This window comes from Azomonas agilis, assembly GCF_007830255.1.
GTDB lineage: Bacteria > Pseudomonadota > Gammaproteobacteria > Pseudomonadales > Pseudomonadaceae > Azomonas > Azomonas agilis.
The window spans coordinates 29,589-54,980 of the sequence record NZ_VLKG01000009.1 but is presented as its reverse complement, the minus strand read 5'-3'; the positions used below and the strand labels follow the sequence as shown (position 1 = coordinate 54,980).

The window sequence follows — 25,392 nt, the reverse complement described above, 5'->3', positions numbered from 1 at the left end:
GTTTTTGGATTAGCAAGAAAGGATTTATAGGGAAACCAGAGGAGCCTCGCCACGGAGCCTAAACAGCCACTTAGTGGCTGAAAAACAAGACTATTAAGTGACTTTAGCCACCGTTAACTCAGGATAGAGGCTGTGCCATAATTCAAAACCTCCATCCAAACTACAGACCTCAGAATAGCCCAAGCTGACCAAATAGGCAGCAGCACTTTGGCTGGAGTGCCCATGATAGCAAACCACCACAATAGCCTGATCTTTGGGGGTACCCCCGACAAAAGCCGGGAGTGATTGGTTGTCCAAATGCTGTGCATTAGGAATATGTTTTTGGGAAAAGCTTTGAATATCCCGAATATCCACAATGGATAACGCACCATTTTGCAGCATGGAATGCAGTTGCTGTGGACTAATGCAACGATATGGGGTCATGGTGCTTCTCCTGCTTCATCAAATGGATTTTTACAGGCACAGGACTGACGCTCTCCTGTATCTAAATTCATCAGAGTCATAGCGTTACCCCACACACATCCTGTGTCCAAAGCATGCACATCCGCCTCAGAACAATTGCCCTCTAAAGCAGCCCAATGCCCAAAAATTAGAGTATGTCCTCGGGTTTTACGGTTGGGATGGCTAAACCAAGGGGCAAACCCTTGCGGGGCTTGTTCAATACCCTCTTTAGCCGTCAACTCTAAGGTGCCATCGGCGGTGCAAAAGCGCATTCGGGTGAAGTAGTTGGTAATCAGGCGTAAGCGATCCATGCCATGCAGATTTTTGCTCCATTTAGAGGGCTGGTTGCCGTATAAGCCATCCAAATAAGGTACTAAAGCGGTGTCGTCACGCAGTACGGCCTCCACCTCGGCGGCTCGTTTTAGTGCTTTGGCCACCGACCACTGAGGAGGAATCCCTGCATGTACCAAGGTTAAATCCCGTGCCTCATCGTGATGCACTAGGCTTTGGCCACGTAACCAGTCCAGCAGATCATTTCGATCCGGCGCTTGCAGGATAGGGGTCAAAGTATCGGATTTTTTCAACCGCTCAACATTGTGGGCCACGGCCAACAAATGCAAATCGTGGTTTCCCAGTACACTCAGGGCCGAGCTGCCCAAATCCCGCAAAAAACGCAGGGTTTCTAAGGATTGCGGGCCTCGGTTGACTAAATCGCCAGCCAGCCACAGATGATCGCGTGAAGGACTAAAGTCTACCTGTGCCAATAGGCATTTAAGGGGAATCAGGCATCCTTGCACATCACCTACAGCGTATAGGGTCATGGGCAATGCTCTCGTTTTAATTGTTACGGCGCAGTCAATGCAAGGCTCCGGGAACAGCCAATCGGAAGGGTGCAATAGGGGCATCAAAAGTCTGACCATCCTCAGCCAGCATCTTGTAGCTACCCTGCATGCTGCCTACCTGAGTAGCCAACACAACGCCACTGTTATAGATATGGCGATGCCCTGGAGGAATTAAAGGTTGCTCGCCAATAACGCCAGAACCCCGTACTTCCTGCACTTTGCCATTACCGTCTGTGATGACCCAGTGTCGTGCCAACAATTGAGCAGCTATAGCCCCATTATTGGCAATCGTCACTTCATAAGCAAAGGCATAGTGGTTCTGCTCGGGATTGGATTGCTCTGGCAGATAATTCGTACTGACGCTCACATCAATACAGTAGGACGAATCAATAGTCATCAGGCATTCCTCGATTCAGGACAAAGATTGAGCGGCCCATTGATCGGCTAAGCGCACAAAGGCTGCCAGATCCAATTGTTCTGGGCGCAATCCTCCATCGACTTGGGCCGCCTCAATGGCGGAAGCATCCAGCATACCTTTGAGTGTATTGCGTAGGGTTTTGCGGCGCTGATTAAAAGCCTCACGCACTAAGACCTCTAAGGCTTTGGGATCACGCGCAGGATGAGGCAATACCCTATGGGGGGTAAGACGTACAATCGCAGACTCTACTTTAGGGCGCGGATCAAAGGCTTCTGGGCCCACATTAAACAGATGCTCCACTTGGCAATGGTATTGCACCATGATCGACAGCCGCCCCCAGTCTCCAGAACCCGGCACCGCCGCTAAACGCTCTACCACCTCTTTTTGCAGCATAAAGTGCATGTCCTTAATCGAGGACGTATGCTCCAGTAAGTGAAAGATCAATGGGGTGGAAATATTATAGGGCAAATTGCCCACTACCCGCAGGCTATGGGGCTCTTGGGATAAAGTATGGAAGTCAAACTTAAGGGCATCGCCCTGATGCAAATTAAATTGAGGCAAGGCGGCAAAGCGCTGACGTAACAAAGGCACCAAGTCTTGATCTAGCTCGACTGCATCCAAACGAGCACCTGAGTTAAGCAAACCCTCTGTTAAGGCCCCCTGCCCTGGCCCAATTTCCACTAAGTGTTCAATGGAGCGTGGGTAGATACTGCGCAAAATTTGGTGAATAACACCAGCATCATGCAAAAAGTTTTGGCCAAAGCGCTTACGCGCACGATGATGATGGGGAGAAAGATCGGACATCAAAAAGAGCTCCGAGCCTCAAACTGCAAGCTGAAACAGCAGGAGCTGAAAGCCAGTTCAACAAAAAGCACAGTGTAGCAGTATTAGCGCCCCGTAATCTGGGATGAACCCGTCATGGTATAGGCCGTTTCTAAAGCAACCTGTAAGCTGCCGATATCAACTTGCCCCGTACCAGCCAGCGTTAAAGCGGTACCGTGATCAACAGAGGTGCGCACAATGGGCAATCCTAAGGTTACATTAACCGCAGCCCCAAAACCCTTGTACTTTAATACCGGCAAGCCTTGATCGTGGTACATCGCTAAAGCGGCATCACAGTGCTCTAGGTTTTTAGGCGTAAACAGGGTATCGGCTGGGAGCGGCCCGATAAGATCCATGCCCTGAGCGCGCAAACGCTCTAAAATAGGCTCCATGATCTCCAACTCTTCCCGGCCTAAATGACCACCCTCACCAGCGTGGGGATTGAGCCCGCAGACCAAAATCCTAGGCTTAGGGATGCCAAACTTATTCACCAAATCGGCCTGCAAAATCCGAATCACCCGCTCTAGGCGCTCCTTAGTGATAGCGGCAGGCACTTCGCTCAACGGCAAATGCGTGGTGACCAAAGCCACACGCAAACCATGCGTGGCCAGCATCATCACTACCTGCTGGGTATGCGTCAGCTCAGCTAGAAACTCGGTGTGCCCCGAAAAAGCAATCCCTGCTTCATTGATGATGCCTTTATGTACCGGTGCGGTAATCATTCCGGCAAAAAGTCCATCCACACAGCCTTGAGCTGCTCGCGTCAGGGTTTCCAGCACATAGGCTGCATTACGCACATCCAACTGCCCCGCCTGAACGGTAGCTTGCAAGGGGGTATCCCATACATACAGTGCTTGTGCAGGCGCAGGTTGTTCCGGCCAAGCTTCTGGGGTGACGGGAATCAACTGAACCCTTACCCCCAACAGCTCAGCCCGTTGACAGAGCAAGTCCAGACTGGCCACAGCGACCAAAATCTGAGGCTGTGCCTGCTGTGCCAGCAACAAACACAAATCTGGGCCTATGCCCGCAGGCTCTCCGGGCGTTACAGCAAAAGGCAGCATGGGCACGGCATACTCCACATCAAAGGATGGCTATTACTGTTTGATGTCTACATAAGCTTCGTCACGAATCTGGCGTAACCAAGCCTGTAACTCTTCATCAAATCGGCGATTCCGTAGAATATTGAGCGCCTGCTGATGCCGAAAGGCTTCACTGCTATCAGTGGCACGCCGCCCCATCACTTGTAAAATATGCCATCCGTAGGTAGTCCGGAATGGCGGAGATAGAGCACCGCTGGGTGTTTTAGCCATCATATCCTGAAACTCAGGTACCAAAGACTCAGGATCAATCCAGCTTAAATCTCCGCCGTGCAAAGCCGATCCTGGGTCTTCAGAGAAATTTTTGGCCAATTCGCCAAAATCCTCTCCAGACTGAATTTGGCTGTGGATGCGCTCAATCAAACGGCGACTTTCATCCAAGCTTCGAATTTCACTGGGCTTGATCAGGATGTGGCGTACATGGACTTCATCACGAATCAGCGAGTCCCCACCGCGCTTAGCCAAAACCTTCACCAAAATAAAGCCGGGGGGCGTTCGAATGGGCTCGGTTACACCACCGATGGGTAGGCTACGAATCAAATCATCAAAGGGCGGAGGAAGCTGGGCCGCTTTACGCCATCCCATATCACCGCCCTCTAGGGCGTTTTCACTGGCAGAACGCTCAAAGGCTAACTTAGCGAAATCAGCCCCCTGCCGTAGCTGGCGGTAGGTATCCTCAGCCAGATGCTCGGCTTGACGAATGGCCTCAGACTCAGCCGCTTCAGGAACCGGGATCAGGATATTGGCAAGGTGGTATTCCTCGGACAACTCCATACGCCCCAAATCGGAGGCCAAGAAATTGCGCACCTCCTGCTCTGAAACCATGATGCGCTCAGAAACACGCCGCTGCCGAACCCGGGTTATCATCATTTCCCGCCGGATTTGCTCCCGAGCCTCCAGAGGATCCATCCCGTCCTTGGCCAATTTATTCTGGAACTGCGCCAAGGTCATATTATTGCGCTGAGCAATGGTTGACATGGCATCGTTGAGCTCTTCATCACTGATGCGAATACCTGAGCGCGCTGCCATCTGTAATTGAATGTTTTCGCTAATCAGGCGCTCCATCACCTGCTGGCGCAATACTGTTTCTGGAGGAAGCTCCGCCCCGCGCTTGCTGATAGTATTACGAACCTCTCGCAGACGTTGATCAAGCTGGCTCTGCATGATCACATCATTGTCCACAATCGCCACAATACGATCCAAAGAGCGAACCTGTGCTTGTCCTGCTCCCACTAAGATCAGGCTCAGTATCAATCCGCCCAAGGACTTAGAAAGAAGCTTTTTCTTCACGTTCACGGTAGCCTTCAATACCTTTATCAAAGAGGGTGCCCAACTCACCACCAACAGGTGCTCCCAGACCTTTAAGCACAATCTGGAAGAAAATGCCGGTTTGCCCTTCATCGTTAGCATCTAGGTTCAAACTGGTTTCGTCATAGTTCAGCCAGTAGCGGCCAATGACCCGTAGTTTCCAGCAGCAACTGTCGTACTCAAAGCCGCCAAAGGTTTCCAAGGTACGGTTACGGTTGTAGTCATACTGCCAACGCGCAATGACGCTCCAATGCGGTGCCATAGGCCAGATGGTTGAGAAGTCGTGCTGGCTGATTTTGTAGTAGTCCTTAATGTATTCAGGAGTACCCGGGCTGCCGTAGTCATCGTCATACCGCCAGGTACTGGTCGCTTGGTCAAAGCGCATGGTCTCACTGCGGTAGCGATAACCTAAGTTAACGATTTTGTTCAGGTTATCCGCAGGTTGATAATGGAAAATCGCACTGCTAGAGCGTGTCATATGACTATCAGGATCCCAGTTAAAGGTCGCGCTGAGCCGCCAGTCATGGTTATAGCGGTACAAGTATTCCAAAGCATAGGGGGACACACTGGAGGTCGCATAACTACGGTTTTTATAGTCAGTCCCCCACATCTGTACCTCACGATCACGGAAGTACAGAATTTGACCGATGCTAAAGCGCTGGCGCTCAAAACCGCTGGGCTCAATTAAACGAGTGGTGAGACCCAAAGAAACTTGGTTAGCGTCGCCAATACGATCCCGCCCGGAGAAGCGGTTATCCCGCCACAAGGACGCATAGTTAAAGGAGTGCTCACCGGTGTCAAAGATCGGGATATCATCCTGCTCATCCTTCGACACATAAAGGTAATACAGGCGAGGCTCTAGGGTTTGCCGGAAATCTTGACCAAAGAATTGAGTATCACGGTCAAAATACAAACCGCTGTCCACGCTAAAGATCGGTAAACCTCGCGTAGGTTTATCATCGTATCGTTCGTAGCTAGCCAGACTATTACGACCGATGTTATCCAAGTCGATGTCGTAACTGGTATAGGCATACTTCAGGGTTGGTTTAACAAAGCCCCATGTCCAGTTCAGCGGCAGACTGACACCCGGCTCAATGTGTATCCGGCTACCCTCTGCCCGCGACAGACCTCTTAAGCGATCGTCGTACCATTGCTCAGGATTACCGTTCTCGTTAATGAAGTTACCCGTGCGCAAATCCCGCTCAAAGCGCACGTATTCACCACTGTAATCCATCACTAAACCAGCAGGCTGGAAGGGTAATGTGCCATTGAGGGTAAACTGCGGTAGACGGTCATAGGGCGTAATATCAGCTACAGTAGCCCGCTCATAGGAGTGCACTCCAAAGCGCGCCACAAAACTATCCCCTCGATACGTCAAATAGGCTTTTTGATCCAAGTGGTCAGACTGGTTGATCTGTAAGTTGGTACTCAGATCCTGGAAGTAATAGGGATCACTGATATCGGTGTAGTCAACCTCAGCTAACCAACGCGACATCAAGCCAGTTTGATGCTGCCAGCTGTACATCCAACGCTGCTTTTGGTAGCCCGTTTGGTTTTCGCGCTCATCCTCATCATCACTGATAAAGGCACCGCCCACTTGCCCTTCGGTGTTTTCCGTCAAGTAACGGAACTCGCCCTCCAGTAAGAAGCCTCGTTTGGCCAGATACTGGGGAAATAGGGTCGCATCGAAGTTAGGCGCCAAGTTGAAGTAGTAAGGAGTCAATAAACCAAAACCACTTCTGCCGCTAGAGCCAAAAGAAGGCGTCAGGAATCCCGATTTACGCCGATCATCAATCGGGAAGCTGAGATAGGGTGTATAAAACACCGGAATATCTTGTACTCGAATGGTGACGTTGGTCGCTGTACCCGTGCCGGTAATGGGGTTCAGAGTTACGTTATTTCCGTGTAAAAACCACGTGTTATCGCCCGGTTCACAACTGGTATAGGTACCGTCTTTAAGACGAATAATGGAGGTCTCTTCCCGTTTCGCATACTGAGCACTACCCCGTACCCGCGCGGCGTGGATCACGTATTCGGCGTTCTCAATCTTTGCCTCGCCGGTATCCAAGGTCAGCTCAACGCGATCCCCCACTAACAAGGAGCCTTTGTCTCGATAGCGGACATTGCCCGCCAACTCTCCCCGATTATCCAGCTGATACAGCCTGGCCTCTTCAGACTCAACCTGCATACTGCCTTGACGTAAAACTACATCACCGGCTAATACGGAAGCTTCTTGGTTTTCATCATGGCGTGACGCCCGTGCGCTGACGTGAATAGGCGCTTGCCCTTTAGGCGTATCGTCCAGCAAACCCGGCCGATTAGGCTCTACATAAGCGCCTGAGCAATAAGGGCCAACCTCTGCCAATTGGGCAGCAGTTAACTTGTCGCGCGGAACCCAGTCCAAATGGCTATAGTCTGCACTGCGCGAGGCTAAGGCTTTACCTTGAGCTTCAGAGACCTGCGTTATACTGCTTTCCTCAGCAGCACGGCGCTCCTCAGCGGTAACAGGGATAGCGGCACTGCCCGGTTTTGGGGGTAGTTTTGCAGAGCGTGCAGAAGTGCTACAACTCCAGCCACCCGTAGGCCCGGCTTGACAGGCATATTGTTTGTTGTCCGCTACTTCAGCCTCTGCAACAGGACTAGTGCCCAGATGCAACAAAAACAGACTGCCCGTCAGCCATAGGCGTGGGGACATTTTGACGGAGCACAATAGTGAGTATTTAACTGCCATCTTGCACTTGAGTCCAGGCTTCCTGCGAGCGATAGGCCGACAGGCTGATTGCCTCTCGATGGGCCGAAAAATATCCGGATAATAAAGCATGCCCCGTCCATCGGCTAGCACTGTGGAGAATACATGTCCTTTCAAGATCAACGTTTAGACAACCTTCAGCTCTGGCTGAACCAACAGCTACCTGAGCTCTTTGCCGTTCGTCGCTGGCCTGAACCCATACAGGGAAGCTTAAAACCCGCTAGTGCAGATGCCAGCTTTCGCCGTTATTTCCGCTGGGAATCTGCTGGACGCACCCTGATTGTGATGGATGCCCCACCCCCTCAGGAAAACTGCCAACCCTTTGTACAAATCGCTCAGCTACTGGCTACAGCCGGCATTCATGTGCCAGAGGTTTTAGCGGCTGATCTGGAACAAGGCTTTCTGCTGCTCAGTGATTTAGGCCGCCAAACCTATCTGGATGTCATCAATCCAGACAACGCCGATGCCTTATTTCAAGATGCGATAGCGGCCTTATTAGCTTTCCAGCGTCTTCCGATTGAACATCTATCTCTGCCCACCTATGACGATGCTTTATTGGATCGGGAATTACAGCTATTTCCAGTGTGGTATGTAGAGCGCCATCTGGGTCTTAAGTTCAGCGCGCAGCAGCAAGCCGACTGGGAAGCGATCTGCCAAGTACTTAAAGCCTCTGCCTTGGCTCAGCCTCAAGTGTTGGTACATCGGGATTACATGCCGCGCAACCTCATGCTCAGCCAACCCAATCCGGGGGTTTTGGATTTTCAAGATGCCGTGCTTGGCCCCATTACCTACGACATCACCTCTTTGTTTAAAGATGCCTTCCTCAGTTGGCCAGAAGAGCGCGTACGAGGTTGGTTAGAAGGCTATTGGCGTCAGGCTCAAGAGGCAGGCTTACCCGTGCCTGAAGACTTTGAGCGCTTCTATTGTGCCAGCGACTTGATGGGCGCGCAGCGACACCTCAAAGTGATTGGGATTTTTGCTCGAATCTGCCACCGCGACGGCAAACCCCATTATTTGACCGACGTACCGCGCTTTTTTGCCTACCTGCGCTCTGTACTCGCACGCCGCCCCGAACTGTCACCACTGGGTCAACTCCTAGACAGCCTGCCTTTGGAGCCCCACGCATGAAAGCCATGATTTTGGCCGCAGGCAAAGGTGAGCGTATGCGCCCACTCACCCTGCATACCCCAAAACCCCTGCTGCCGGTAGCCGGAGTACCCTTGATTGAATACCACATCCGTGCCCTACAAAGCGCAGGCTTTACCGAGTTGGTGATTAACCATGCTTGGCTGGGCGCTCAAATTGAGGCGCATTTAGGGGATGGATCGGCATTTAACCTGCACATTCAATACTCTGCTGAAGGTGAGCCACTGGAAACTGGAGGCGGCATTTTCAAAGCTTTGCCTCTGCTGGGTGATCAGCCTTTTGTCATTGTGAACGGCGATATTTGGACGGACTACCCCTTTGCTCAACTGCACCGGCCGCTACAAGGATTAGCCCATCTCGTCTTGGTTAATAATCCCGAACATCACCCCACAGGTGATTTTGCTTTGACCACCGCAGGACAGGTGCAGGAAGACTCAGACTCTTTGCTTACCTACAGCGGTATTGCCGTACTTCATCCTCGGCTGTTCACTCAGTCTCAAGCGGGAGCCTTTAAACTCGCACCGCTTTTACGGCAAGCCATGTCCGCAGGGCAAGTGACTGGGGAGCACTACTTAGGCCACTGGATTGATGTGGGTACTCCTGAGCGTTTACAGGCTGCTTCTGTATTGGCCAGAGGAGACCTCTAATGCTGTGGCCCATAACCCTAGCGGGCGCAGTCACCGGATGGTTTCTGGCGGGTATTCCCGGTACCTTGCTGGGAGCCTTACTGGGCCAAGTGTTCGACCGCCGTTTGCAACTGGATCTTAAAACCCTATTTGGACGCTTGATTCGCCAACCGCCTTTACGCGGAGATGAGCTGCTGTTTGTACTTTTGGGACGGCTAGCCAAATCACAAGGCCGCGTTACGGAAGCCCATATCCAAGCGGCCCGTGCCGAAATGCAGCGCCGCTATATGGACGCTGCTCAACAGCGCTTGGCCATCCAAGCCTTTGGGCGCGGAAAATCCGGTAAAGATGCTCTGCAACCGGCCCTTAAAGCCTTGCACAAGGATCAGGACGAAGTTAAAGCACTTTTGCAAGCCTGCTGGCGTTTAGCCCGCGCTGAAGGCGCATTAGGAGAAGCCCAAACCCATTTGATTTTGCAATGGGGCCAATGGGCGAGCTGGACTGAGGAAGCCATCCTCGCCCAAGACAGTCGGCGACCTAAATCCCAAACTAATACCGGCAGCCAATACCAAAAAGCCTTAGCACTCCTTGGAGTGTCCCACACCACCAGCCTGCCTGAAATTAAGTTGGCTTACCGCCGCCTACTCAGCCAATACCACCCCGACAAACTGGTGGGACAAGGAGCCAGCACAGAGCAACTGCACCAAGCCACTGAGCGCACCCGCGAACTACATCAAGCCTATGAATTGGTACAGCGCTATCAAATGAATCGTTAATCCATACGCCTTACTCCGGCAGTTTGGACACATCTACTCATCATTTGCCGTATGATGACAGCCCTCAGATCGCCCTTCCCGACTGAGGGTCAGCCTTGGCCTTTAGCGATGGGAATGACGACCACCCATCCCTAAAAAATGCCGAGGAATACATGAGCCAAGTGACCCTTGTAGTGGGGGCTGGTGCTATAGGTTTGCTAACCTCCTATAAGCTGGCCAAAGCCGGTCTGAATGTGATTTTGCTGGAGGCCGGAGCAACAGGCCAAGAATCTTCTTGGGCCGGTGGTGGCATCGTCTCTCCCTTATATCCTTGGCGCTACAGCCCCGCAGTAACGGCTCTGGCCCACTGGTCACAGGCCTTTTACCCTAGCTTTGGTGAGCAACTGCACCAAGAAAGCGGCATTGATCCCGAAGTACATGCCACCGGGCTGTATTGGCTGGATTTGGAAGACGAAACCGATGCTCTGAGCTGGGCTCAAGCTTTAAATCGTCCTCTGAGTTCCGTATCCATCGACAGCGTGGAGGCCGCCGTTCCCTCCCTGCGTAAAAATTATTTTCAGCACGCCCTCTACATGCCCGGAGTGGCCAACATTCGTAATCCTCGTTTGCTGCAATCTTTACGCGCCGCATTGTTAAAACTGCCCAACGTACAGTTACGCGAACAATGCCCGGTCACAGGTTTTATCCACGAAAACCACCGCATTACGGGCGTAGAAACCGCACAGGGTAAAGTATTTAGTGAGCGCGTTATCCTTGCGGCAGGAGCTTGGAGTGGTCAACTCTTAGCAACCCTAGGTTTGAAAATCCCGGTTAAGCCCATGAAAGGACAGATGATTCTGTTCAAATGTGCAGCTGATTTTCTACCCGTTATGGTGATGACCAAAGAGCGCTACGCCATCCCACGCCGCGATGGGCATATCCTGATTGGCAGCACCCTAGAGGATGTGGGCTTTGATAAAACCACCACCTCTGAGGCGCAAACCAGCCTGCTGAATTCAGCGGTTGAGTTACTGCCGGAGCTGGCCAACGCCCAGATCATCAAACACTGGGCGGGGTTACGTCCCGGATCGCCCGAAGGCATCCCTTACATCGGCCCCGTCCCCGAATACGAAGGGCTGTGGCTCAACTGCGGCCACTTCCGCAATGGATTAGTGTTAGCTCCCGCTTCCTGCCAACTGTTGACCGAGCTGGTGCTACAACAACCCACCAGTATTGACCCAAGTCCCTACACGACAGCGGGCCGCATTGAGTTTTGCTAAGGAATTTTTGCATGGCTAAAAAAGCTACCTCACTGGCAGCCTTGGGCGGACTGGTGTACTCCACCGATAAAGGCCGCCTGTGCCCAGATTGTCAGCAGCCTATTGAGCAATGCAGTTGCCGCCAAACCCTTGTACCGGCTGGAGATGGCATTGTACGGGTGCGCCGCGAAACCAAAGGCCGGGGCGGAAAAACCGTCACCACCGTTACCGGAGTGCCCCTCGCCGAACCTGAGCTTAAAGAGCTGGCCAGCGCCCTGAAGCGCCGCTGCGGAACCGGCGGTTCCTTGAAAGACGGCATCATTGAAATTCAAGGCGATCAAGTGCAGTTACTGGTGGAAGAGCTGAGCCAACGAGGGTTTCAGGTGAAAAAATCCGGGGGCTAAGATTCCTCATCCTAAGACCATCCCCTGAGCTACGCTGAACCTACCCCAGTTTAAGCTTGTCGAAGAGCCATCAATCGGTAGTCTGAATGAAGTACTCTGAGGCCAGTTGAGGGAGGACATTCATGTCGGTACGACGTACACGCAAAATGGACGGCAGCCAGTGGACTGCCGCAGACAGCCGAAAACTCTACGGCATTCGCCATTGGGGAGCCGGTTACTTTGCCATCAATGATGAAGGCGAAGTAGAAATCCGGCCCCACAATGGACGCAACCAAGCCATCAGCTTTGGCCCACTGATTAGCCAACTCAAGGATGCGGGCCTGAGTTTGCCCTTGCTGGTGCGCTTCCCCGATATTTTGCAAGATCGGGTACGCTGCTTAACTTCAGCCTTTGATGCCCACATTGAGCGCCTTGGCTATGCAGGCCGCTACACTGCGTTATTCCCGATCAAGGTTAATCAGCAAGAAGCGGTGATCAAAAGCATCATCGCCACGCCCAAGGTGGCCATAGGTCTTGAGGCGGGCTCCAAACCGGAGTTACTGGCTGTATTGGCGATGGCTCCTAAGGGTGGAACCATTGTCTGCAACGGTTATAAAGACCGCGAATTCATCCACTTAGCCTTGATGGGGCAAAAAATCGGTCACAACCTGTTTATCGTGATCGAGAAAGAATCCGAAGTTGAACTGATCCTAGAAGAAGCTCAAGCCCTAGGCGTGATGCCCCAAGTGGGTTTGCGGGTGCGTCTATCCTCCCTCGCCTCCTCCAAATGGGCCGATACTGGCGGTGAGCGGGCTAAGTTTGGCCTGTCTGCCGCTCAATTGCTGCGCGTCATCGACCGTCTGCGGGATGCTGGTTTAGAACAGGGCATTCGCTTACTGCACTTTCATATGGGATCACAGATTGCCAACCTAGCGGATTATCGTACCGGCTTTCGCGAAGCCATCCGCTATTACGCGGAACTGCGGGGTTTGGGCTTACCTCTAGACCACATTGACGTGGGCGGTGGACTGGGTGTGGATTACGACGGCACCCACTCGCGTAACGCCAGCTCCATCAATTACGACCTGAATGAGTACGCAGGCACCGTGGTCGGTATGCTGAAAGAGTTTTGTGACCGCCAAGGACTGCCTCACCCGCACATCTTTTCCGAAAGCGGGCGCGCCATGACCGCCCACCACGCGGTGTTGGTGATTCAGGTGACGGACATCGAGCAACATAACGACGCACCGCCCGAGGTTGAATCTACGGAAGACTTACCCGAAATCATCCGCACTTTGCTGGATTTGCGCGCCTCCACCGACCCGGAAATGGTCACTGAAACCTACTGGCGCGCCACCCACTATATGAGTGAGGCTTCAGCTCAGTATGCTTCGGGCAAGCTGAATTTGGCGCAAAAGGCTTTGGCAGAACAAAGCTACTTTGCCATTTGCCGCAACCTGCGCGATCAACTACGAGTCAGCCAACGCTCCCACCGCGCGGTGCTGGATGAGCTCAACGACAAGTTAGCTGATAAGTACATCTGTAACTTCTCTGTATTCCAGAGCCTGCCGGATACTTGGGCTATTGGTCAGATTTTGCCTATCGTTCCCCTACAACGCTTAACCGAAGAACCCCAAAGGCGCGCCGTACTCCAAGACCTTACCTGCGACTCCGATGGCAAAATTCGTCAATACATCGACGAACAAAGCATCGAAAGCAGTATGCCCGTACACAGCGTTCATCCTGAAGAAGAGTATTTGCTGGGCGTGTTTTTGGTAGGTGCTTACCAAGAAATTTTAGGAGATATGCACAACCTGTTCGGCGATACCGACTCTGTGAACATCTATCAGCGCGAAGATGGGAGCTATTTCCACAGCGGCATCGAAACCCACGATACCATTGAGGATATGCTGCGCTATGTGCACCTATCTCCCGAGGAGCTGATGACGCGCTATCGGGATAAAATTGCCAGTAGCGCTTTACCCCCTAAGGAGCGCGCGCGCTTTCTGGATGCGTTGCGTTTGGGCCTTACCCGCTCCTCCTACCTAACGCCCTGAAGTGTTTTCGTTTTTATACAAGGAATCACCTATGTCTCGTTTTCTCCTAAGCCTCGTAGCTGGCCTGGCACTCAGCGGCCAAGCCTTTGCCCTTTCCCTGTCAGAGCTCAGCCAAACAGAAGCCAGCGGTGGCCTGAAAGACGCGCTGATTCAAGGCGCACAGGTTGCGGTACAGCAACTGAGCAAACCCGGTGGCTTCAACAATAACCCCGAAGTGCGGATTGAATTACCCGGAACCCTAGGTAAAGCCGCCACTGCGATGAAAATGATGGGCATGGGTAGCCAAATTCAGCAGTTAGAAAACACCATGAACCAAGCTGCTGAAGCCGCTGTGCCTCAAGCTCAGGCATTGTTGGTGGATGCGGTTAAAAAAATGACTGTACAGGATGCTAAAAGCATTCTCAGCGGCGCTAATGATGCCGCAACCCAGTATCTGGACAAAACCAGCCGCGAACAACTGCGCACCAAGTTCCTACCCATCGTCAAACAAGCCACCGACCAAGTGGGACTGGCCCAGCAATACAACGCTTTTGCAGGACAAGCAGCGGCCTTTGGTCTGAACTCCAAGGCCACCAATATTGAAAACTACGTCACCGAAAAAACTCTGGATGGTTTGTTTGATGTCATCCGTAAAGAAGAAGCCAGCATCCGCGAAAACCCCACCGAAGCAGCCACCAGCTTGGCTAAAAAGGTGTTTGGATTGCTGTAAATCTTGGCCTGCCCTAGGGCTGCTCGTATGATGGCGGCCCTTTGTTAACCCTCTCCTATCGTAAGAGAAACGCCATGCTCAAGGTTGGTATCGTTGGTGGCACCGGCTATACCGGTGTAGAACTGCTGCGCTTGCTGGCCCAGCACCCTCAGGCTGAAGTAGCCGTCATCACCTCCCGCTCAGAAGAAGACGTTCGCGTCTGCGATATGTTCCCCAACCTGCGCGGCCATTACGATCAGTTAGCGTTCAGCGTACCGGATGCCGCTACGCTGGGAAGTTGCGATGTAGTGTTCTTTGCTACCCCCCACGGCGTGGCCCATGCTTTAGCGGGCGAGCTCTTGGCGGCGGGAACCCGTGTTATTGATCTGTCTGCCGATTTTCGCCTCAAAGATGCTGAGGAGTGGGCACGTTGGTACGGACAACCCCACGGTGCTCCCGATTTACTGCCTGAGGCAGTGTACGGCTTACCCGAAGTCAACCGCGAACAGATCAAAACCGCACGCCTGATCGCTGTGCCCGGCTGCTATCCCACCGCCACCCAATTGGGCTTCTTGCCTCTGCTGGCTAACGGCTTGATTGATCCCAGCCGCTTAATCGCTGACTGCAAATCTGGGGTCAGCGGTGCGGGACGCGGGGCTAAGGTGGGTTCGCTATTCTGTGAGGCGGGAGAAAGCATGATGGCCTATTCCGTTAAAGGCCATCGTCACCTGCCGGAAATCAGCCAAGGCTTACGCCAAATGGCGGGTAAAGAGGTCAATCTCACCTTTGTACCGCACCTAACTCCGATGATTCGCGGTATTCACGCCACCCTGTACGCCAATCTTCTGGATACTCAAGTTGACCTACAAGCGCTGTACGAACAGCACTACGCCCAAGAGCCCTTTGTGGATGTGATGCCCGCCGGTAGCCATCCAGAAACCCGTAGTGTACGGGGCGCTAATGTATGCCGTATCGCCGTGCATCGTCCTCAAGGTGGGGATTTAGTGGTGGTGCTGTCAGTGATTGATAACCTCGTCAAAGGGGCCTCAGGACAGGCAGTTCAGAATATGAACATCCTGTTTGGGCTGGATGAGCGCATGGGACTGAATCAGCCGGGATTACTGCCTTAACCCGTCACTGAGGAACCTTGGCTGCTCAATCGACTCTGAATACCTTAATAGGAATGGGATAGATCAGAGCAGCCTATCTAAGCCACTGTCTGTTCTTAAACCACATACAGGACGGCCCTTATGAATCCGGTTTCCTCGCCACCACAACTGATTAGCTACACGGACTACCGACTCAAGTTAGCTGAAATTCGCCAACTTCCCAGTGACGGGCAACGCCGGGAAGCCTTAAAACCCGTACATGCCCAAGGCAGGGCCACAGCCACAGCCTTTCTGGAACAAAGCCTGCTTAAAGCCTTGAATGACACAACCGAGACCGAATCTCTTATTTGGTTTTGGTTTAACCACTTCAACGTCTTTTGGTTGAAAGGCTTATTAGGCCCAGCCTTACCGCTTTACGTTGAGCAAGCCATACGCCCTCATATTCAAGGTAAGTTCCGCGAACTGTTGCTGGCCACTATGACCCAGCCACTGATGATCATTTATTTAGATAACTTCTTTAATTACGCCAATAAAATTAACGAAAATTACGCCCGAGAATTATTGGAGCTACACACCTTAGGCGTGGATGGCGGCTATACCCAAAAAGACGTACAGGAAGTCGCGCGCTTGCTCACCGGCTTTGGTTTACGCCCACTGCCTCCTGTGACACAGTGGCCAGCCAAATTTGCGCCCTTGGTTAAAGAACAGGGCGAATTCATGTTTGATCCACGCCGGCATGATTTTGGCTCCAAGCAAATTTTAGGGCACAAAATTGAAGGCTCAGGTTATACGGAGCTAGAACAACTAGCCGATATTCTGACCCAGCATCCCGCTACGGCTCAGCATATTGCCCGTAAGCTTTGCCTGTATCTGGTGGGAGAACAGCCAGATCCCAAGCTCGTCAAGCAAGCGGCCCAAACATTCTCTGATACTCAGGGTGATTTAGCCGCTGTTATCACCTTTATACAACAGCAATCCAGCCGACTCCCCGCTCAAAAAACCTTTAAAGATCCCTACCGCTGGGTGACTTCATCCATACGCTTACTGGCAACGGGACGACCCATTCAATCCGTAGGCCCGGCACTCCAATGGCTTAATACCCTAGGACAACCTCTGTTTGGACGACATACACCTGATGGTTACAGCCTTAAAGGCACTGACTGGATGGGAGCCGGTCAAATGGCACAGCGTTTTGAGTTATCACTGACGCTGGTAAACACCATGCCCAAACTCCTACAACAGCGCTTAGATGCCCCCGCAACCTTAGCGCACCCCAACTTAAAGCAATTGATGAGTACACTCAGCCCAAACAGCCAAACTACCGTAAAGCAAGCCAAAAAACCGGCACAAGCACTGGCCTTACTGCTCTCCAGCCCAGAGTTTATGTACGGGTAAACAGGGGGATTTATGGATCGTCGTCACTTTTTACGCCTAGCCCTAGGATCGGCCGCCCTAACAGCTTCTTGGCGGCTTTGGAGTTTACCCGCTGGTAGCACCGATAGCCGTCTTATTCTGGTGTTTTTGCGCGGCGCTTATGACTCCCTAAGCGCCGTAGTGCCCTATAACGACCCTTTTTATTACGAGGCTCGCCCCACCCTAGCCATCCCGCGTCCTAATGCCCGCCAGCAGGACTCCTCCATTCTGTTGGACAACCGTTGGGCCTTACATCCTGTACTGGGTGATAGCCTACTGCCCTTCTGGAGCAGCGAGCAGTTAGCCTTTGTCCCCTTTTCAGGAACAGGTTTTGTGTCCCGCAGCCACTTTCAAGCCCAAGACTGGGTAGAGTTTGGCCTAGCACCCAGTGATAAAAAGAGCGTTTCCACAGGCTTTCTTAATCGCCTACTGGTGGAATTAAAAGCATCCCCGATGCAGCAACGAGGGGTTAGTTTTACTCAGGCGCTACCCCCGAGCCTCAGGGGGGATATTTCCGTCGCCAACTCCCCCGTACGCTTAGCCGCCGCCCAGAACTTAGATGATAGCTACGAACAACTACTCCTAAACCTCTACCAAGGTCATTCGCTGGAGAAAATAGTGCGAGAGGGATTAGGACTACGCCAAGAAATTCGCCAAGAGCTGAAAGAAGAAATGGTAGCAGCCTCCCGGGGCGCAGCTCCTGCCAGCGGCTTTGCCTTGGATGCCAGCCGTATCGGAAACATCATGCAAGAGCACCCGGAATACAACGTGGGCTTTGTAGATATTGGCGGTTGGGATACCCACAATAACCAAGGAGCTGTTCAGGGGGATTTAGCCAAAAAACTGGCCGGATTGGGCAATGGACTGGATGCTTTGGCCAGCTCATTGGGGGATGACTGGAACAAAACCCTTGTGGTGGTTATTTCCGAGTTTGGGCGTACGTTCCGTGAAAATGGCAGCAAAGGTACCGATCACGGACATGGCTCAACCCTTTGGATTATGGGCGGTGGGCTAAAAGGTGGCCGTATTTGTGGAGAACAACAGCTATTAACCGCCGCCACACTGCATGAGCAGCGGGATATCCCTGTGCTGAATGAATACCGTAATGTGCTGGGTGGATTGTTTGCGCAGCTATACGGCTTTAACAAGGCCAATTTAGAGCGAATTTTTCCACAATCTAACCCAGTGGATTTAAAGCTTTTTTGACATCCGCCCCGCCCTCAAGCCTTCGGCTTGCCGCCGTTAGGCGGAAAGGACGGGGATTCCCTCTACAGGACGGCCATGCCCGACCGCGAGAAGGGGCTATTGCCCCTGCCGATCCAACCAACCCCGCACACGCCGCACTAACTGCTCTTGCTCACTGGCAAAGTCACCGGGAATCAGCTTTAACGCAACTGAGCTGTATCCTGAATGCCCCGTGCGGCGGCTGGTGTTGAGGCGGGCCTTGGCCTCTTGTTGCTCATTCCAACGCTCAGGGTAATAAAAATCGCCCGTAGTTACAGGATGGCGGCTCAATAGTTCATCCAAAGCCACCTCTTGAGTGCTTGGGCGCGTGGCGGAAATCAGCAGCAAATGCTGCGGCAATTCAGACTTTTCTCCCGTCAAATAGCGCGCCGCCCAATAGCCTCCCGTTCCGTGCCCCAGTAATACGATTAAGGAAGCCCCTTGCGTGCGTGCAAAACTAAGGGCTGCCTCAATACGGGCATCAATGCGCTCTGTGACTGGCGGAAGCGGTTTAGCCGGAGGCTCATTGCTAGGTTCTGTAGCGGCCTCCTTAGGCTCTTCCGTTGTTTCTTTAGGTGATTCGGCGGGTGTTGGAGTTTCTGCTGTTTCTTTCTGATCCTCTCCGGCTGCTTGATCAGGGCTAGAGGACTCTGGTAACGGCTTTGCTTTAGGGCGCGCAGGAATACCGGAATCCAGCTCGGGCAGAGTTACGCTGAGGGTATGCCAAGCATATTGCGGCAGTTCACGGCGAATAGGCGCTATAACCCTTGGCCAATCGGGCGTTTCTCCAGCACCGGGTAATAAAACAATCGTGCCCTTGGGTTTAGGATCATTAGCAGGCAACCAGAAGGCTAAAAACTCCTCTTCTAAAGCCTTCAGCTTTTGCACCTGAGTTGGGAACTGCTGGGCCAAATTCTGGGCTAAGGCATCATTGCGATCCAGCAAGGCAGTACGCAGCACGGGAGGTTTTGAGGGCTCTGTGGCGGGAGATTGCTCCGCTTCATTAGTTTGAGGTTCGGACTCTGCAGGCGGCGTGGAAGCGTCCTCAGCCATACCTAAGTGGCAAACCCCTAAGAGACCCATCATTATCAGTAGCTGCCACAGCCTCATCACACTTACCTCTTATCATCCTTAAGCCATCATCAATGCAGCGGCTTTTTCACTCTATTTCCCAGCTCAGGTACACTAGCCGAATTATTGTTTCCCTTGAGGTATTCCCATGCAGCCCTTCGCCATTGCTCCCTCTATCCTTTCGGCTGACTTTGCCCGTTTAGGCGAAGAAGTGGACAGAGTGCTGGCCGCCGGGGCTGATATTGTGCACTTCGATGTGATGGATAACCACTACGTTCCTAACCTAACCATTGGCCCTATGGTGTGTAGCGCTTTACGCAAATATGGCATTCAAGCACCCATTGATGTGCATCTGATGGTTAAGCCTGTGGATCGTATCATCGGCGATTTTTTAGAAGCCGGAGCCAGCTACATCACCTTCCACCCAGAAGCCACCGAACACATCGACCGCTCCCTACAGCTTATTAAAGCCGGAGGCGCTAAAGCCGGTTTGGTTTTTAATCCTGCCACCTCCTTAGACTGCCTTAAATACGTGCTCGACAAGGTGGATATGGTGCTGCTGATGAGCGTCAACCCAGGCTTTGGCGGTCAATCCTTCATCCCTAAAACCCTGGATAAACTCCGTGAGGCGCGGGCTTTGATCGACCAATCAGGGCAAACAATTCGCCTTGAAATTGATGGCGGTGTGAACGTCAAAAATATCCGCAGTATTGCCGAAGCCGGAGCCGATACCTTTGTGGCGGGCTCAGCGATCTTTGGACAATCCGATTACCGCAGCGTCATCCAAGCAATGCGCGCTGAACTGGCAGGAGTCAGCCCATCATGCAGTTAACCCAACTCTTTAACGGCCACTTACCGCGTCTGGTGATGTTTGATTTAGACGGTACCTTAGTAGATTCGGTACCGGACTTAGCAACGGCTATAGACCAAATGCTCAGCCAACTAGGTCGCCCAGCGGCAGGTGTGCACCAGGTACGCCAATGGGTCGGTAATGGCGCGCAAGTGCTGGTGCGCCGCGCTTTAGCCGGACAATTGGATCACCAAGCTGTATCAGATCAAGAAACCGCTCAAGCGCTGCCTCTGTTTATGGCCGCTTACGGTCAAGGTCACGGCCAAACCTGTATTTATCCCGGCGTACAGCCCGTCTTGCGTTGGTTACAGAGCGCCCAAGTACCTCTGGCCCTAATTACCAATAAACCGGAACAGTTTATCGCCCCCTTACTGAAAGAGGCTGATTTAGAAGGTTTATTTCAGTGGATTGTCGGGGGCGATACCCTACCCCAACAAAAACCTGATCCTGCCGCTCTATTGCACGTCATGGCACAGGCTCAGGTCAGCCCACGCCAGGCACTGTTTATCGGGGATTCACGCAATGACATTTTGGCGGCGCGCGCGGCCAATGTACGCTGCGTGGCTATGAGCTACGGCTACAACCACGGCCGCCCCATTGAGGAGGAAAACCCTGACTTGGTTTTAGATGACCTACGCGCTTTGCTGCTTCCGGGTTGATTCTTAGGGGCGGCTTGCGCTAGTGTGAAGACTCCCACTTCCAGCCTGCGAGACCAGACAGGTGGCTATCCACTCCCGCCGCTTTAGCTTTCTCTGGATACTATTAAGCCTTCAGGTGCGTTGGCGCGGCTGCGCCTCTGTATAACTACGCCGGATATCCGGCACTGCCCCCTGCTGCCCTTAGACCTGTTTACTTTCGCTGATAAAATCCGAGACCGATAATGACGCGCGATGAATTCCTGCGCCTAGCCGCTGAAGGCTATAACCGTATTCCCCTGTATTTTGAAGTGCTGGCCGACTTTGAAACGCCCCTGTCCCTGTACATGAAATTAGCCGATGCTCCTAACAGCTACTTACTAGAGTCGGTGCAAGGCGGCGAAAAATGGGGCCGTTACTCCATCATTGGCCTGCCCTGCCACAGTGTATTGCGAGTATTTGACCATCAGGTGAGTATTCAGCACGAGGGCGTAGAAACTGAATCCTTGAGTGTTGATGATCCTCTGAGTTTTGTGGAGCAGTTTAAAGAGCGCTACCAAGTCGCTCCCGTGTCAGGACTGCCGCGCTTTAATGGTGGGCTGGTCGGCTACTTTAGCTACGACAGCGTGCGCTATGTGGAATCCAAACTGGCTAAAAACCCCAATCCAGACACCCTAAACACGCCAGACATCCTGTTAATGGTTTCTGATCGGGTGGTGGTGTTTGATAACTTAACCAGTAAAGTCTACTGCTTGGTACTGGTTGATCCCGCCCAAACTCAGGCTTATGAGCAAGGCATTCAAGATTTAGAAGCCCTCAGAGCCCGTTTACAACAAGCCATCACTCCGCCCCACAGCTTGGTATTAACCCCTGAGTCCCATCCCGAGCCGAATTTCCGCTCCAGTTTCACTCGGGAAGATTACGAGCACGCCGTCAACCGCATTAAGGATTACATCCTAGCGGGTGACTGCATGCAGGTGGTGATTTCCCAGCGCATGTCGATTCCCTTTAAAGCCGCGCCTATTGATCTTTATCGCGCGCTGCGCTGCTTTAATCCCACGCCCTATATGTACTTCTTCAACTTCGGCGACTTCCATGTGGTGGGCTCCTCTCCTGAGGTTTTAGTACGGGTGGAAGATGGCGAAGTCTGTGTGCGCCCCATTGCCGGTACTCGACCTCGTGGTGCCACGCCTGAAGCCGACTTAGCGCTGGAACAGGATCTGCTGTCCGACGCTAAAGAGCTGGCCGAACATTTAATGCTGATTGATCTGGGCCGCAATGACGTAGGCCGCGTATCGGAAACCGGCACGGTTCAGGTCACAGAACAAATGATCATTGAGCGTTACTCCAACGTCATGCACATTGTTTCCAACGTCACCGGCCAGTTAAAACAAGGCTTGAGTGCTATGGATGCGCTGCGCTCCATTCTGCCTGCGGGCACGCTGTCTGGTGCGCCTAAAGTGCGGGCGATGGAAATCATTGACGAGTTAGAGCCCGTCAAGCGCGGCGTATACGGCGGTGCTGTGGGCTATTTAGCTTGGAACGGTAATATGGACACGGCAATCGCCATCCGTACTGCATTGATTAAGGATGGCGAACTGCACATCCAAGCCGGTGCGGGCATCGTGGCGGACTCCCAACCGGCTCTGGAATGGGAAGAAACCCTGAATAAAAGACGCGCTATGTTTCGCGCGGTGGCCTTGGCAGAATACCAACATTGAGGCTATTGCGTACTAAATTCGTACTTGCGGCGTACACTCATGCGTATTCGGCAGTACAGTTATAGAATAGCTTCCCGTATTATCCGCCGGTCGTCTCGTACACTGGTGGCCGACGACCTCTTTACGAAGCTTTTATCTAAAGGAACCTTTTTCTATGTCAACCATTGGCATTTTCTACGGCACCTGCTCTGGCGTTACCGGCAAAGCGGCTGAGCAACTGGCTAAACTTCTCGGCGAAGACAATTGCGACCTGTACAACATGGAAGAAGACTTCACCGATTTTGACGATATGTTGAAGTACGACTATCTGATTTTCGGCTGCTCTACTTGGGGTTCAGGCGAAGTACAGAATGACTGGCGCGATCCTATGCTGGATCTGGAAAACGAAAAACCTGACTTTACCGGCAAAACCATCGCCCTGTTCGGTGCCGGTGACTACAAAGCCCATGGTGAGCAGTTCGTCAGCGCCCTAGGCATTTTGTACGATAAATTCAAAGCTCGTGGCGCTACTCTGGTAGGCAGCATTCCTACTGAAGGCTACACCTACGAGTATTCCTTTGCTGAGCGTGATGGCATGTTCGTCGGTCTGCCCTTCGACAAAGTGAACGAAGCAGGCAAAACCAAAACCCGTCTGGCCAATTGGGTCGAAGTGCTAAAAGAGCATTTCCCCGTCGAAGAATAAGCAATACCCCGCCTCTACCCTGACCTGAAACCAGGTCAGGGCTTAGCCTGTTACTGACGTTGAGCTGCTCGATTACGCCGATTTGCTTCCTCTGTCAGTCTCCGCGCACGACGCTCCAAACTATCTGCACTGCTTTTCCGCCGGTTAACTGAGCTATAAATCAGACGCATCAGGATCCACACCACCAGTAAGCTGCCAATTCCAGCCCCAATTAACACAGGGTCTGACACCTCGGGCAAGGTTAGTTTGATTAACGCAGGCACCCCTGCAGCAGCGATGAGAATAAGAATAAGCAGAACCAGTAGTTGCATAAATCAGTCACCCAGAGTAGCCAATCCCGGAAACAACAAAGGCCGGATGATTACTCAACCAGCCTTAACCTGTGCACACAATACCCGCGGACAATCTACTGATATCCGCTGATCTCTAAATGCCTGTTTCCAGCCCCAAGCATACGCTAGCAATAATGCCTTTCCCCTGCAAATCGGGACTGATTTAAGGCAATCCCAATGAATCTGGGCACAAGCTCATTCGCCACTCAAACATTGCCTGATATTTGCTTAGTGAATCTGACAATAAGCTCCACACGAACCCTTTAGGGGTTAGATCACTTCAATTATTTACATAAAGGTGTATTTATGTCAGACGATCAAGACAATATGGTAATTTTTAACATGGCCGATGAGTTTATTGAGGTCGCTAATCGGCTGATGAAGGAAGAAAACAAGGAATTAGCGCACGTCAGTACTGCCCTGCGCTACGCAGCGGCACGCTTTAGCACCCACGAAGCAGCCTGTACCTTCAAAGAGCTGGCTACCGAGAGAGAACACCTACAGACTTGGTACAGCAATCAGTTTAACGCCATGCTGGAAGAAAACTTCTTCGAGCAAATTGACTTGTTAAGTCAAAACTTCATCGTTGAAATGTCTGATAAATAGACAACACTAAGACCGATACAGGCTCAAGTATCGGTCTTAGTTTGACTCCTTACAGCTCTTTATAACGCGACAGCCAATGCGCATAGGAAGCGGGTAATGTCCAAGCCGGTTGCTCAATGCCTAACTCTTTAGCCGCTACATACGTCCAGTGCGGATTAGCTAAATAGGCCCGGCCTACGGAAACAATATCAAGCTGCCCGCTGGTTAGCGCTTGTTCCGCCAGTTTAGGTGCGCCAAAGCCCCAAGCGGAAGTAACGGGAATTCCTACCTCGCGGCGCACGCGCTCGGCAATCGGGCCCATAAAGGCAGGCCCCCAAGGGATTTGTGCTGTGGGGGTATTAAAGCCCATGCTGACGCTGATCAGATCCAAACCCGTGCGTTTAAAGCCTTTCACCAGCTCGATGGATTCACTCAGGGTTTGCTCGTCGCGGCCATCAAATTCAATCACCCCAAAGCGGGCAGTGAAGGGCAGACGCTCTGGCCAAACCTCACGCACGGCGGCCATGGTTTCCAGCAGGAAGCGGCCACGGTTTTCAGCGCTGCCGCCGTATTGGTCGGTACGTTGGTTGGCGTGTTCGGAGAAGAAGCTCTGGGCCAGATAGCCGTGGGCGAAGTGCAGTTCCAGCCATTCAAAGCCCGCTTCATAGGCGCGGCGGGCGGCATCGACAAAGTTTTGACGAACGCGGGCAATATCTTCCAACGTCATGGCTTGCGGGACTTTAGGCAAACCCTCACCAAAGGCCACGGCTGATGGGGCAATGGTTGGCCAGCCGCGTGGATCGTTTTCAGGAATGTGGTCATCACCTTCCCAAGGACGGTTGGCGCTGGCTTTACGTCCGGCATGGGCGATTTGAATGCCAGGCACACAACCGGCGGCTTTAATGGCTTTGGCGACTTGGGACAGGGCTTGGGCCTGTTCATCATTCCACAGACCAGCACAGCCGGGAGTAATCCGACCTTCTGGAGCCACCGCCGTCGCCTCGACCACGATCAAACCCGCGCCGCCACGGGCTTGAGCAGCATAGTGAACCTGATGCCAGTCGTTGATGATGCCGTCGTTAGACATATATTGGCACATGGGCGGAATGGCAATGCGGTTGCGCAGGGTAACATCTTTCAAGGTGAAGGGTTGGAACAGGGCAGACATGGCAGGCTCCG

At 52.5% G+C, this 25,392-nt stretch carries 25 protein-coding genes; 15 read left to right on the top strand and 10 right to left on the bottom strand.

Annotation, left to right across the window (positions count from 1 at the left end):
* Nucleotides 1-93: 93 nt before the first annotated feature.
* The 7 genes from glpE to LX59_RS11820 all read right to left on the bottom strand — a co-directional run bounded on the left by glpE (nucleotide 94) and on the right by LX59_RS11820 (nucleotide 7,659).
* Entirely contained in the window at nucleotides 94-423 is a 330-nt protein-coding gene (glpE, locus tag LX59_RS11850; protein ID WP_144572085.1) for a thiosulfate sulfurtransferase GlpE, read from the bottom strand.
* Complete coding sequence (locus tag LX59_RS11845) at nucleotides 420-1,262, bottom strand: symmetrical bis(5'-nucleosyl)-tetraphosphatase (protein WP_144572084.1); 843 nt, start codon at nucleotides 1,260-1,262, stop codon at nucleotides 420-422. The genes glpE and LX59_RS11845 overlap by 4 nt, the downstream gene beginning before the upstream one ends.
* Before the next feature lie 34 nt (nucleotides 1,263-1,296).
* Nucleotides 1,297-1,680 carry a Co2+/Mg2+ efflux protein ApaG gene (gene apaG / locus LX59_RS11840; protein ID WP_144572083.1) on the bottom strand — a complete coding sequence of 128 codons (384 nt, stop codon included), beginning with the start codon at nucleotides 1,678-1,680 and terminating at the stop codon, nucleotides 1,297-1,299.
* A gap of 15 nt (nucleotides 1,681-1,695) precedes the next feature.
* Nucleotides 1,696-2,505 (bottom strand): 16S rRNA (adenine(1518)-N(6)/adenine(1519)-N(6))-dimethyltransferase RsmA, encoded by an 810-nt coding sequence (rsmA, locus tag LX59_RS11835; RefSeq protein WP_144572082.1) that lies wholly within the window; start codon nucleotides 2,503-2,505, stop codon nucleotides 1,696-1,698.
* Between the two features lie 83 nt (nucleotides 2,506-2,588).
* The gene (pdxA, locus tag LX59_RS11830; protein WP_144572231.1) at nucleotides 2,589-3,584 is read right to left on the bottom strand and encodes a 4-hydroxythreonine-4-phosphate dehydrogenase PdxA; all 996 of its coding nucleotides are present in this window, start codon (nucleotides 3,582-3,584) and stop codon (nucleotides 2,589-2,591) included.
* A gap of 33 nt (nucleotides 3,585-3,617) precedes the next feature.
* Entirely contained in the window at nucleotides 3,618-4,916 is a 1,299-nt protein-coding gene (locus LX59_RS11825) for a peptidylprolyl isomerase (protein WP_144572081.1), read from the bottom strand.
* Complete coding sequence (locus LX59_RS11820; RefSeq protein ID WP_425457493.1) at nucleotides 4,888-7,659, bottom strand: LPS-assembly protein LptD; 2,772 nt, start codon at nucleotides 7,657-7,659, stop codon at nucleotides 4,888-4,890. The genes LX59_RS11825 and LX59_RS11820 overlap by 29 nt, the downstream gene beginning before the upstream one ends.
* Before the next feature lie 123 nt (nucleotides 7,660-7,782).
* Between LX59_RS11820 and LX59_RS11815 the strand changes: the two genes are divergently transcribed.
* The 10 genes from LX59_RS11815 to LX59_RS11770 all read left to right on the top strand — a co-directional run bounded on the left by LX59_RS11815 (nucleotide 7,783) and on the right by LX59_RS11770 (nucleotide 18,319).
* Nucleotides 7,783-8,805, top strand: coding sequence for an aminoglycoside phosphotransferase family protein (locus LX59_RS11815; protein ID WP_144572079.1), 1,023 nt, complete (start codon nucleotides 7,783-7,785; stop codon nucleotides 8,803-8,805).
* Nucleotides 8,802-9,470: an N-acetylmuramate alpha-1-phosphate uridylyltransferase MurU gene (gene murU, locus LX59_RS11810; RefSeq protein ID WP_144572078.1), complete on the top strand. Its 669-nt coding sequence runs from the start codon at nucleotides 8,802-8,804 to the stop codon at nucleotides 9,468-9,470. The genes LX59_RS11815 and murU overlap by 4 nt, the downstream gene beginning before the upstream one ends.
* A complete protein-coding gene (locus LX59_RS11805) occupies nucleotides 9,470-10,225 on the top strand; it encodes a DnaJ domain-containing protein (protein ID WP_144572077.1) in 756 nt (251 codons plus the stop codon). The genes murU and LX59_RS11805 overlap by 1 nt, the downstream gene beginning before the upstream one ends.
* A gap of 152 nt (nucleotides 10,226-10,377) precedes the next feature.
* Nucleotides 10,378-11,484: a glycine oxidase ThiO gene (gene thiO, locus LX59_RS11800; protein ID WP_144572076.1), complete on the top strand. Its 1,107-nt coding sequence runs from the start codon at nucleotides 10,378-10,380 to the stop codon at nucleotides 11,482-11,484.
* An 11-nt stretch (nucleotides 11,485-11,495) separates the two neighbouring features.
* The gene (locus LX59_RS11795; protein WP_144572075.1) at nucleotides 11,496-11,867 is read left to right on the top strand and encodes a translation initiation factor Sui1; all 372 of its coding nucleotides are present in this window, start codon (nucleotides 11,496-11,498) and stop codon (nucleotides 11,865-11,867) included.
* Between the two features lie 122 nt (nucleotides 11,868-11,989).
* The gene (gene speA, locus LX59_RS11790) at nucleotides 11,990-13,903 is read left to right on the top strand and encodes an arginine decarboxylase (protein WP_144572074.1); all 1,914 of its coding nucleotides are present in this window, start codon (nucleotides 11,990-11,992) and stop codon (nucleotides 13,901-13,903) included.
* A 31-nt stretch (nucleotides 13,904-13,934) separates the two neighbouring features.
* Nucleotides 13,935-14,612 carry a DUF4197 domain-containing protein gene (locus LX59_RS11785; RefSeq protein ID WP_144572073.1) on the top strand — a complete coding sequence of 226 codons (678 nt, stop codon included), beginning with the start codon at nucleotides 13,935-13,937 and terminating at the stop codon, nucleotides 14,610-14,612.
* Nucleotides 14,613-14,686: 74 nt separating this feature from the next.
* A complete protein-coding gene (gene argC / locus LX59_RS11780; protein WP_144572072.1) occupies nucleotides 14,687-15,721 on the top strand; it encodes an N-acetyl-gamma-glutamyl-phosphate reductase in 1,035 nt (344 codons plus the stop codon).
* 120 nt (nucleotides 15,722-15,841) lie between these two features.
* Nucleotides 15,842-17,095 (top strand): DUF1800 domain-containing protein, encoded by a 1,254-nt coding sequence (locus tag LX59_RS11775; RefSeq protein ID WP_144572071.1) that lies wholly within the window; start codon nucleotides 15,842-15,844, stop codon nucleotides 17,093-17,095.
* A 12-nt stretch (nucleotides 17,096-17,107) separates the two neighbouring features.
* On the top strand, nucleotides 17,108-18,319 hold the full coding sequence (locus tag LX59_RS11770; protein WP_144572070.1) for a DUF1501 domain-containing protein: 1,212 nt from the start codon (nucleotides 17,108-17,110) through the stop codon (nucleotides 18,317-18,319).
* Nucleotides 18,320-18,415: 96 nt separating this feature from the next.
* Here LX59_RS11770 and LX59_RS11765 read toward each other — a convergent pair whose 3' ends face one another.
* Nucleotides 18,416-19,423, bottom strand: a complete 1,008-nt coding sequence (locus LX59_RS11765) for a DUF3530 family protein (RefSeq protein ID WP_170234372.1) — start codon at nucleotides 19,421-19,423, stop codon at nucleotides 18,416-18,418.
* Between the two features lie 133 nt (nucleotides 19,424-19,556).
* Here LX59_RS11765 and rpe point away from each other — a divergent pair, with 133 nt between their 5' ends.
* The 4 genes from rpe to LX59_RS11745 all read left to right on the top strand — a co-directional run bounded on the left by rpe (nucleotide 19,557) and on the right by LX59_RS11745 (nucleotide 23,296).
* Entirely contained in the window at nucleotides 19,557-20,240 is a 684-nt protein-coding gene (gene rpe / locus LX59_RS11760) for a ribulose-phosphate 3-epimerase (protein ID WP_144572068.1), read from the top strand.
* Complete coding sequence (locus LX59_RS11755) at nucleotides 20,228-20,917, top strand: phosphoglycolate phosphatase (protein WP_425457495.1); 690 nt, start codon at nucleotides 20,228-20,230, stop codon at nucleotides 20,915-20,917. The genes rpe and LX59_RS11755 overlap by 13 nt, the downstream gene beginning before the upstream one ends.
* Nucleotides 20,918-21,138: 221 nt before the next feature.
* Nucleotides 21,139-22,614, top strand: coding sequence for an anthranilate synthase component I (gene trpE / locus LX59_RS11750; RefSeq protein WP_144572066.1), 1,476 nt, complete (start codon nucleotides 21,139-21,141; stop codon nucleotides 22,612-22,614).
* Between the two features lie 154 nt (nucleotides 22,615-22,768).
* Nucleotides 22,769-23,296 carry a flavodoxin gene (locus LX59_RS11745; protein ID WP_144572065.1) on the top strand — a complete coding sequence of 176 codons (528 nt, stop codon included), beginning with the start codon at nucleotides 22,769-22,771 and terminating at the stop codon, nucleotides 23,294-23,296.
* A 50-nt stretch (nucleotides 23,297-23,346) separates the two neighbouring features.
* Here LX59_RS11745 and LX59_RS11740 read toward each other — a convergent pair whose 3' ends face one another.
* On the bottom strand, nucleotides 23,347-23,607 hold the full coding sequence (locus LX59_RS11740) for a hypothetical protein (RefSeq protein WP_144572064.1): 261 nt from the start codon (nucleotides 23,605-23,607) through the stop codon (nucleotides 23,347-23,349).
* A 327-nt stretch (nucleotides 23,608-23,934) separates the two neighbouring features.
* On the opposite strand from LX59_RS11740, the gene LX59_RS11735 reads away from it, so the two are divergent.
* Complete coding sequence (locus LX59_RS11735; protein WP_246118748.1) at nucleotides 23,935-24,234, top strand: DUF3144 domain-containing protein; 300 nt, start codon at nucleotides 23,935-23,937, stop codon at nucleotides 24,232-24,234.
* A gap of 49 nt (nucleotides 24,235-24,283) precedes the next feature.
* Here the strand turns inward: LX59_RS11735 and LX59_RS11730 are convergent, their stop codons facing one another.
* Entirely contained in the window at nucleotides 24,284-25,381 is a 1,098-nt protein-coding gene (locus LX59_RS11730) for an NADH:flavin oxidoreductase/NADH oxidase (RefSeq protein ID WP_144572063.1), read from the bottom strand.
* Nucleotides 25,382-25,392: the final 11 nt, after the last annotated feature.

What these genes read in the sequence shown, in the direction of transcription:
- pdxA (WP_144572231.1), bottom strand. Translation starts at nt 3,584, where the DNA reads ATGCTGCCTTTTGCTGTAACGCCCGGAGAGCCTGCGGGCATAGGCCCA.
- LX59_RS11795 (WP_144572075.1), top strand. Translation starts at nt 11,496, where the DNA reads ATGGCTAAAAAAGCTACCTCACTGGCAGCCTTGGGCGGACTGGTGTAC.
- LX59_RS11745 (WP_144572065.1), top strand. Translation starts at nt 22,769, where the DNA reads ATGTCAACCATTGGCATTTTCTACGGCACCTGCTCTGGCGTTACCGGC.
- thiO (WP_144572076.1), top strand. Translation starts at nt 10,378, where the DNA reads ATGAGCCAAGTGACCCTTGTAGTGGGGGCTGGTGCTATAGGTTTGCTA.
- LX59_RS11785 (WP_144572073.1), top strand. Translation starts at nt 13,935, where the DNA reads ATGTCTCGTTTTCTCCTAAGCCTCGTAGCTGGCCTGGCACTCAGCGGC.
- trpE (WP_144572066.1), top strand. Translation starts at nt 21,139, where the DNA reads ATGACGCGCGATGAATTCCTGCGCCTAGCCGCTGAAGGCTATAACCGT.
- LX59_RS11805 (WP_144572077.1), top strand. Translation starts at nt 9,470, where the DNA reads ATGCTGTGGCCCATAACCCTAGCGGGCGCAGTCACCGGATGGTTTCTG.
- rsmA (WP_144572082.1), bottom strand. Translation starts at nt 2,505, where the DNA reads ATGTCCGATCTTTCTCCCCATCATCATCGTGCGCGTAAGCGCTTTGGC.
- LX59_RS11775 (WP_144572071.1), top strand. Translation starts at nt 15,842, where the DNA reads ATGAATCCGGTTTCCTCGCCACCACAACTGATTAGCTACACGGACTAC.
- apaG (WP_144572083.1), bottom strand. Translation starts at nt 1,680, where the DNA reads ATGACTATTGATTCGTCCTACTGTATTGATGTGAGCGTCAGTACGAAT.
- LX59_RS11820 (WP_425457493.1), bottom strand. Translation starts at nt 7,659, where the DNA reads ATGGCAGTTAAATACTCACTATTGTGCTCCGTCAAAATGTCCCCACGC.
- LX59_RS11740 (WP_144572064.1), bottom strand. Translation starts at nt 23,607, where the DNA reads ATGCAACTACTGGTTCTGCTTATTCTTATTCTCATCGCTGCTGCAGGG.
- glpE (WP_144572085.1), bottom strand. Translation starts at nt 423, where the DNA reads ATGACCCCATATCGTTGCATTAGTCCACAGCAACTGCATTCCATGCTG.
- LX59_RS11765 (WP_170234372.1), bottom strand. Translation starts at nt 19,423, where the DNA reads ATGATGGGTCTCTTAGGGGTTTGCCACTTAGGTATGGCTGAGGACGCT.
- murU (WP_144572078.1), top strand. Translation starts at nt 8,802, where the DNA reads ATGAAAGCCATGATTTTGGCCGCAGGCAAAGGTGAGCGTATGCGCCCA.
- speA (WP_144572074.1), top strand. Translation starts at nt 11,990, where the DNA reads ATGTCGGTACGACGTACACGCAAAATGGACGGCAGCCAGTGGACTGCC.
- argC (WP_144572072.1), top strand. Translation starts at nt 14,687, where the DNA reads ATGCTCAAGGTTGGTATCGTTGGTGGCACCGGCTATACCGGTGTAGAA.
- LX59_RS11730 (WP_144572063.1), bottom strand. Translation starts at nt 25,381, where the DNA reads ATGTCTGCCCTGTTCCAACCCTTCACCTTGAAAGATGTTACCCTGCGC.
- LX59_RS11770 (WP_144572070.1), top strand. Translation starts at nt 17,108, where the DNA reads ATGGATCGTCGTCACTTTTTACGCCTAGCCCTAGGATCGGCCGCCCTA.
- rpe (WP_144572068.1), top strand. Translation starts at nt 19,557, where the DNA reads ATGCAGCCCTTCGCCATTGCTCCCTCTATCCTTTCGGCTGACTTTGCC.
- LX59_RS11815 (WP_144572079.1), top strand. Translation starts at nt 7,783, where the DNA reads ATGTCCTTTCAAGATCAACGTTTAGACAACCTTCAGCTCTGGCTGAAC.
- LX59_RS11735 (WP_246118748.1), top strand. Translation starts at nt 23,935, where the DNA reads ATGTCAGACGATCAAGACAATATGGTAATTTTTAACATGGCCGATGAG.
- LX59_RS11845 (WP_144572084.1), bottom strand. Translation starts at nt 1,262, where the DNA reads ATGACCCTATACGCTGTAGGTGATGTGCAAGGATGCCTGATTCCCCTT.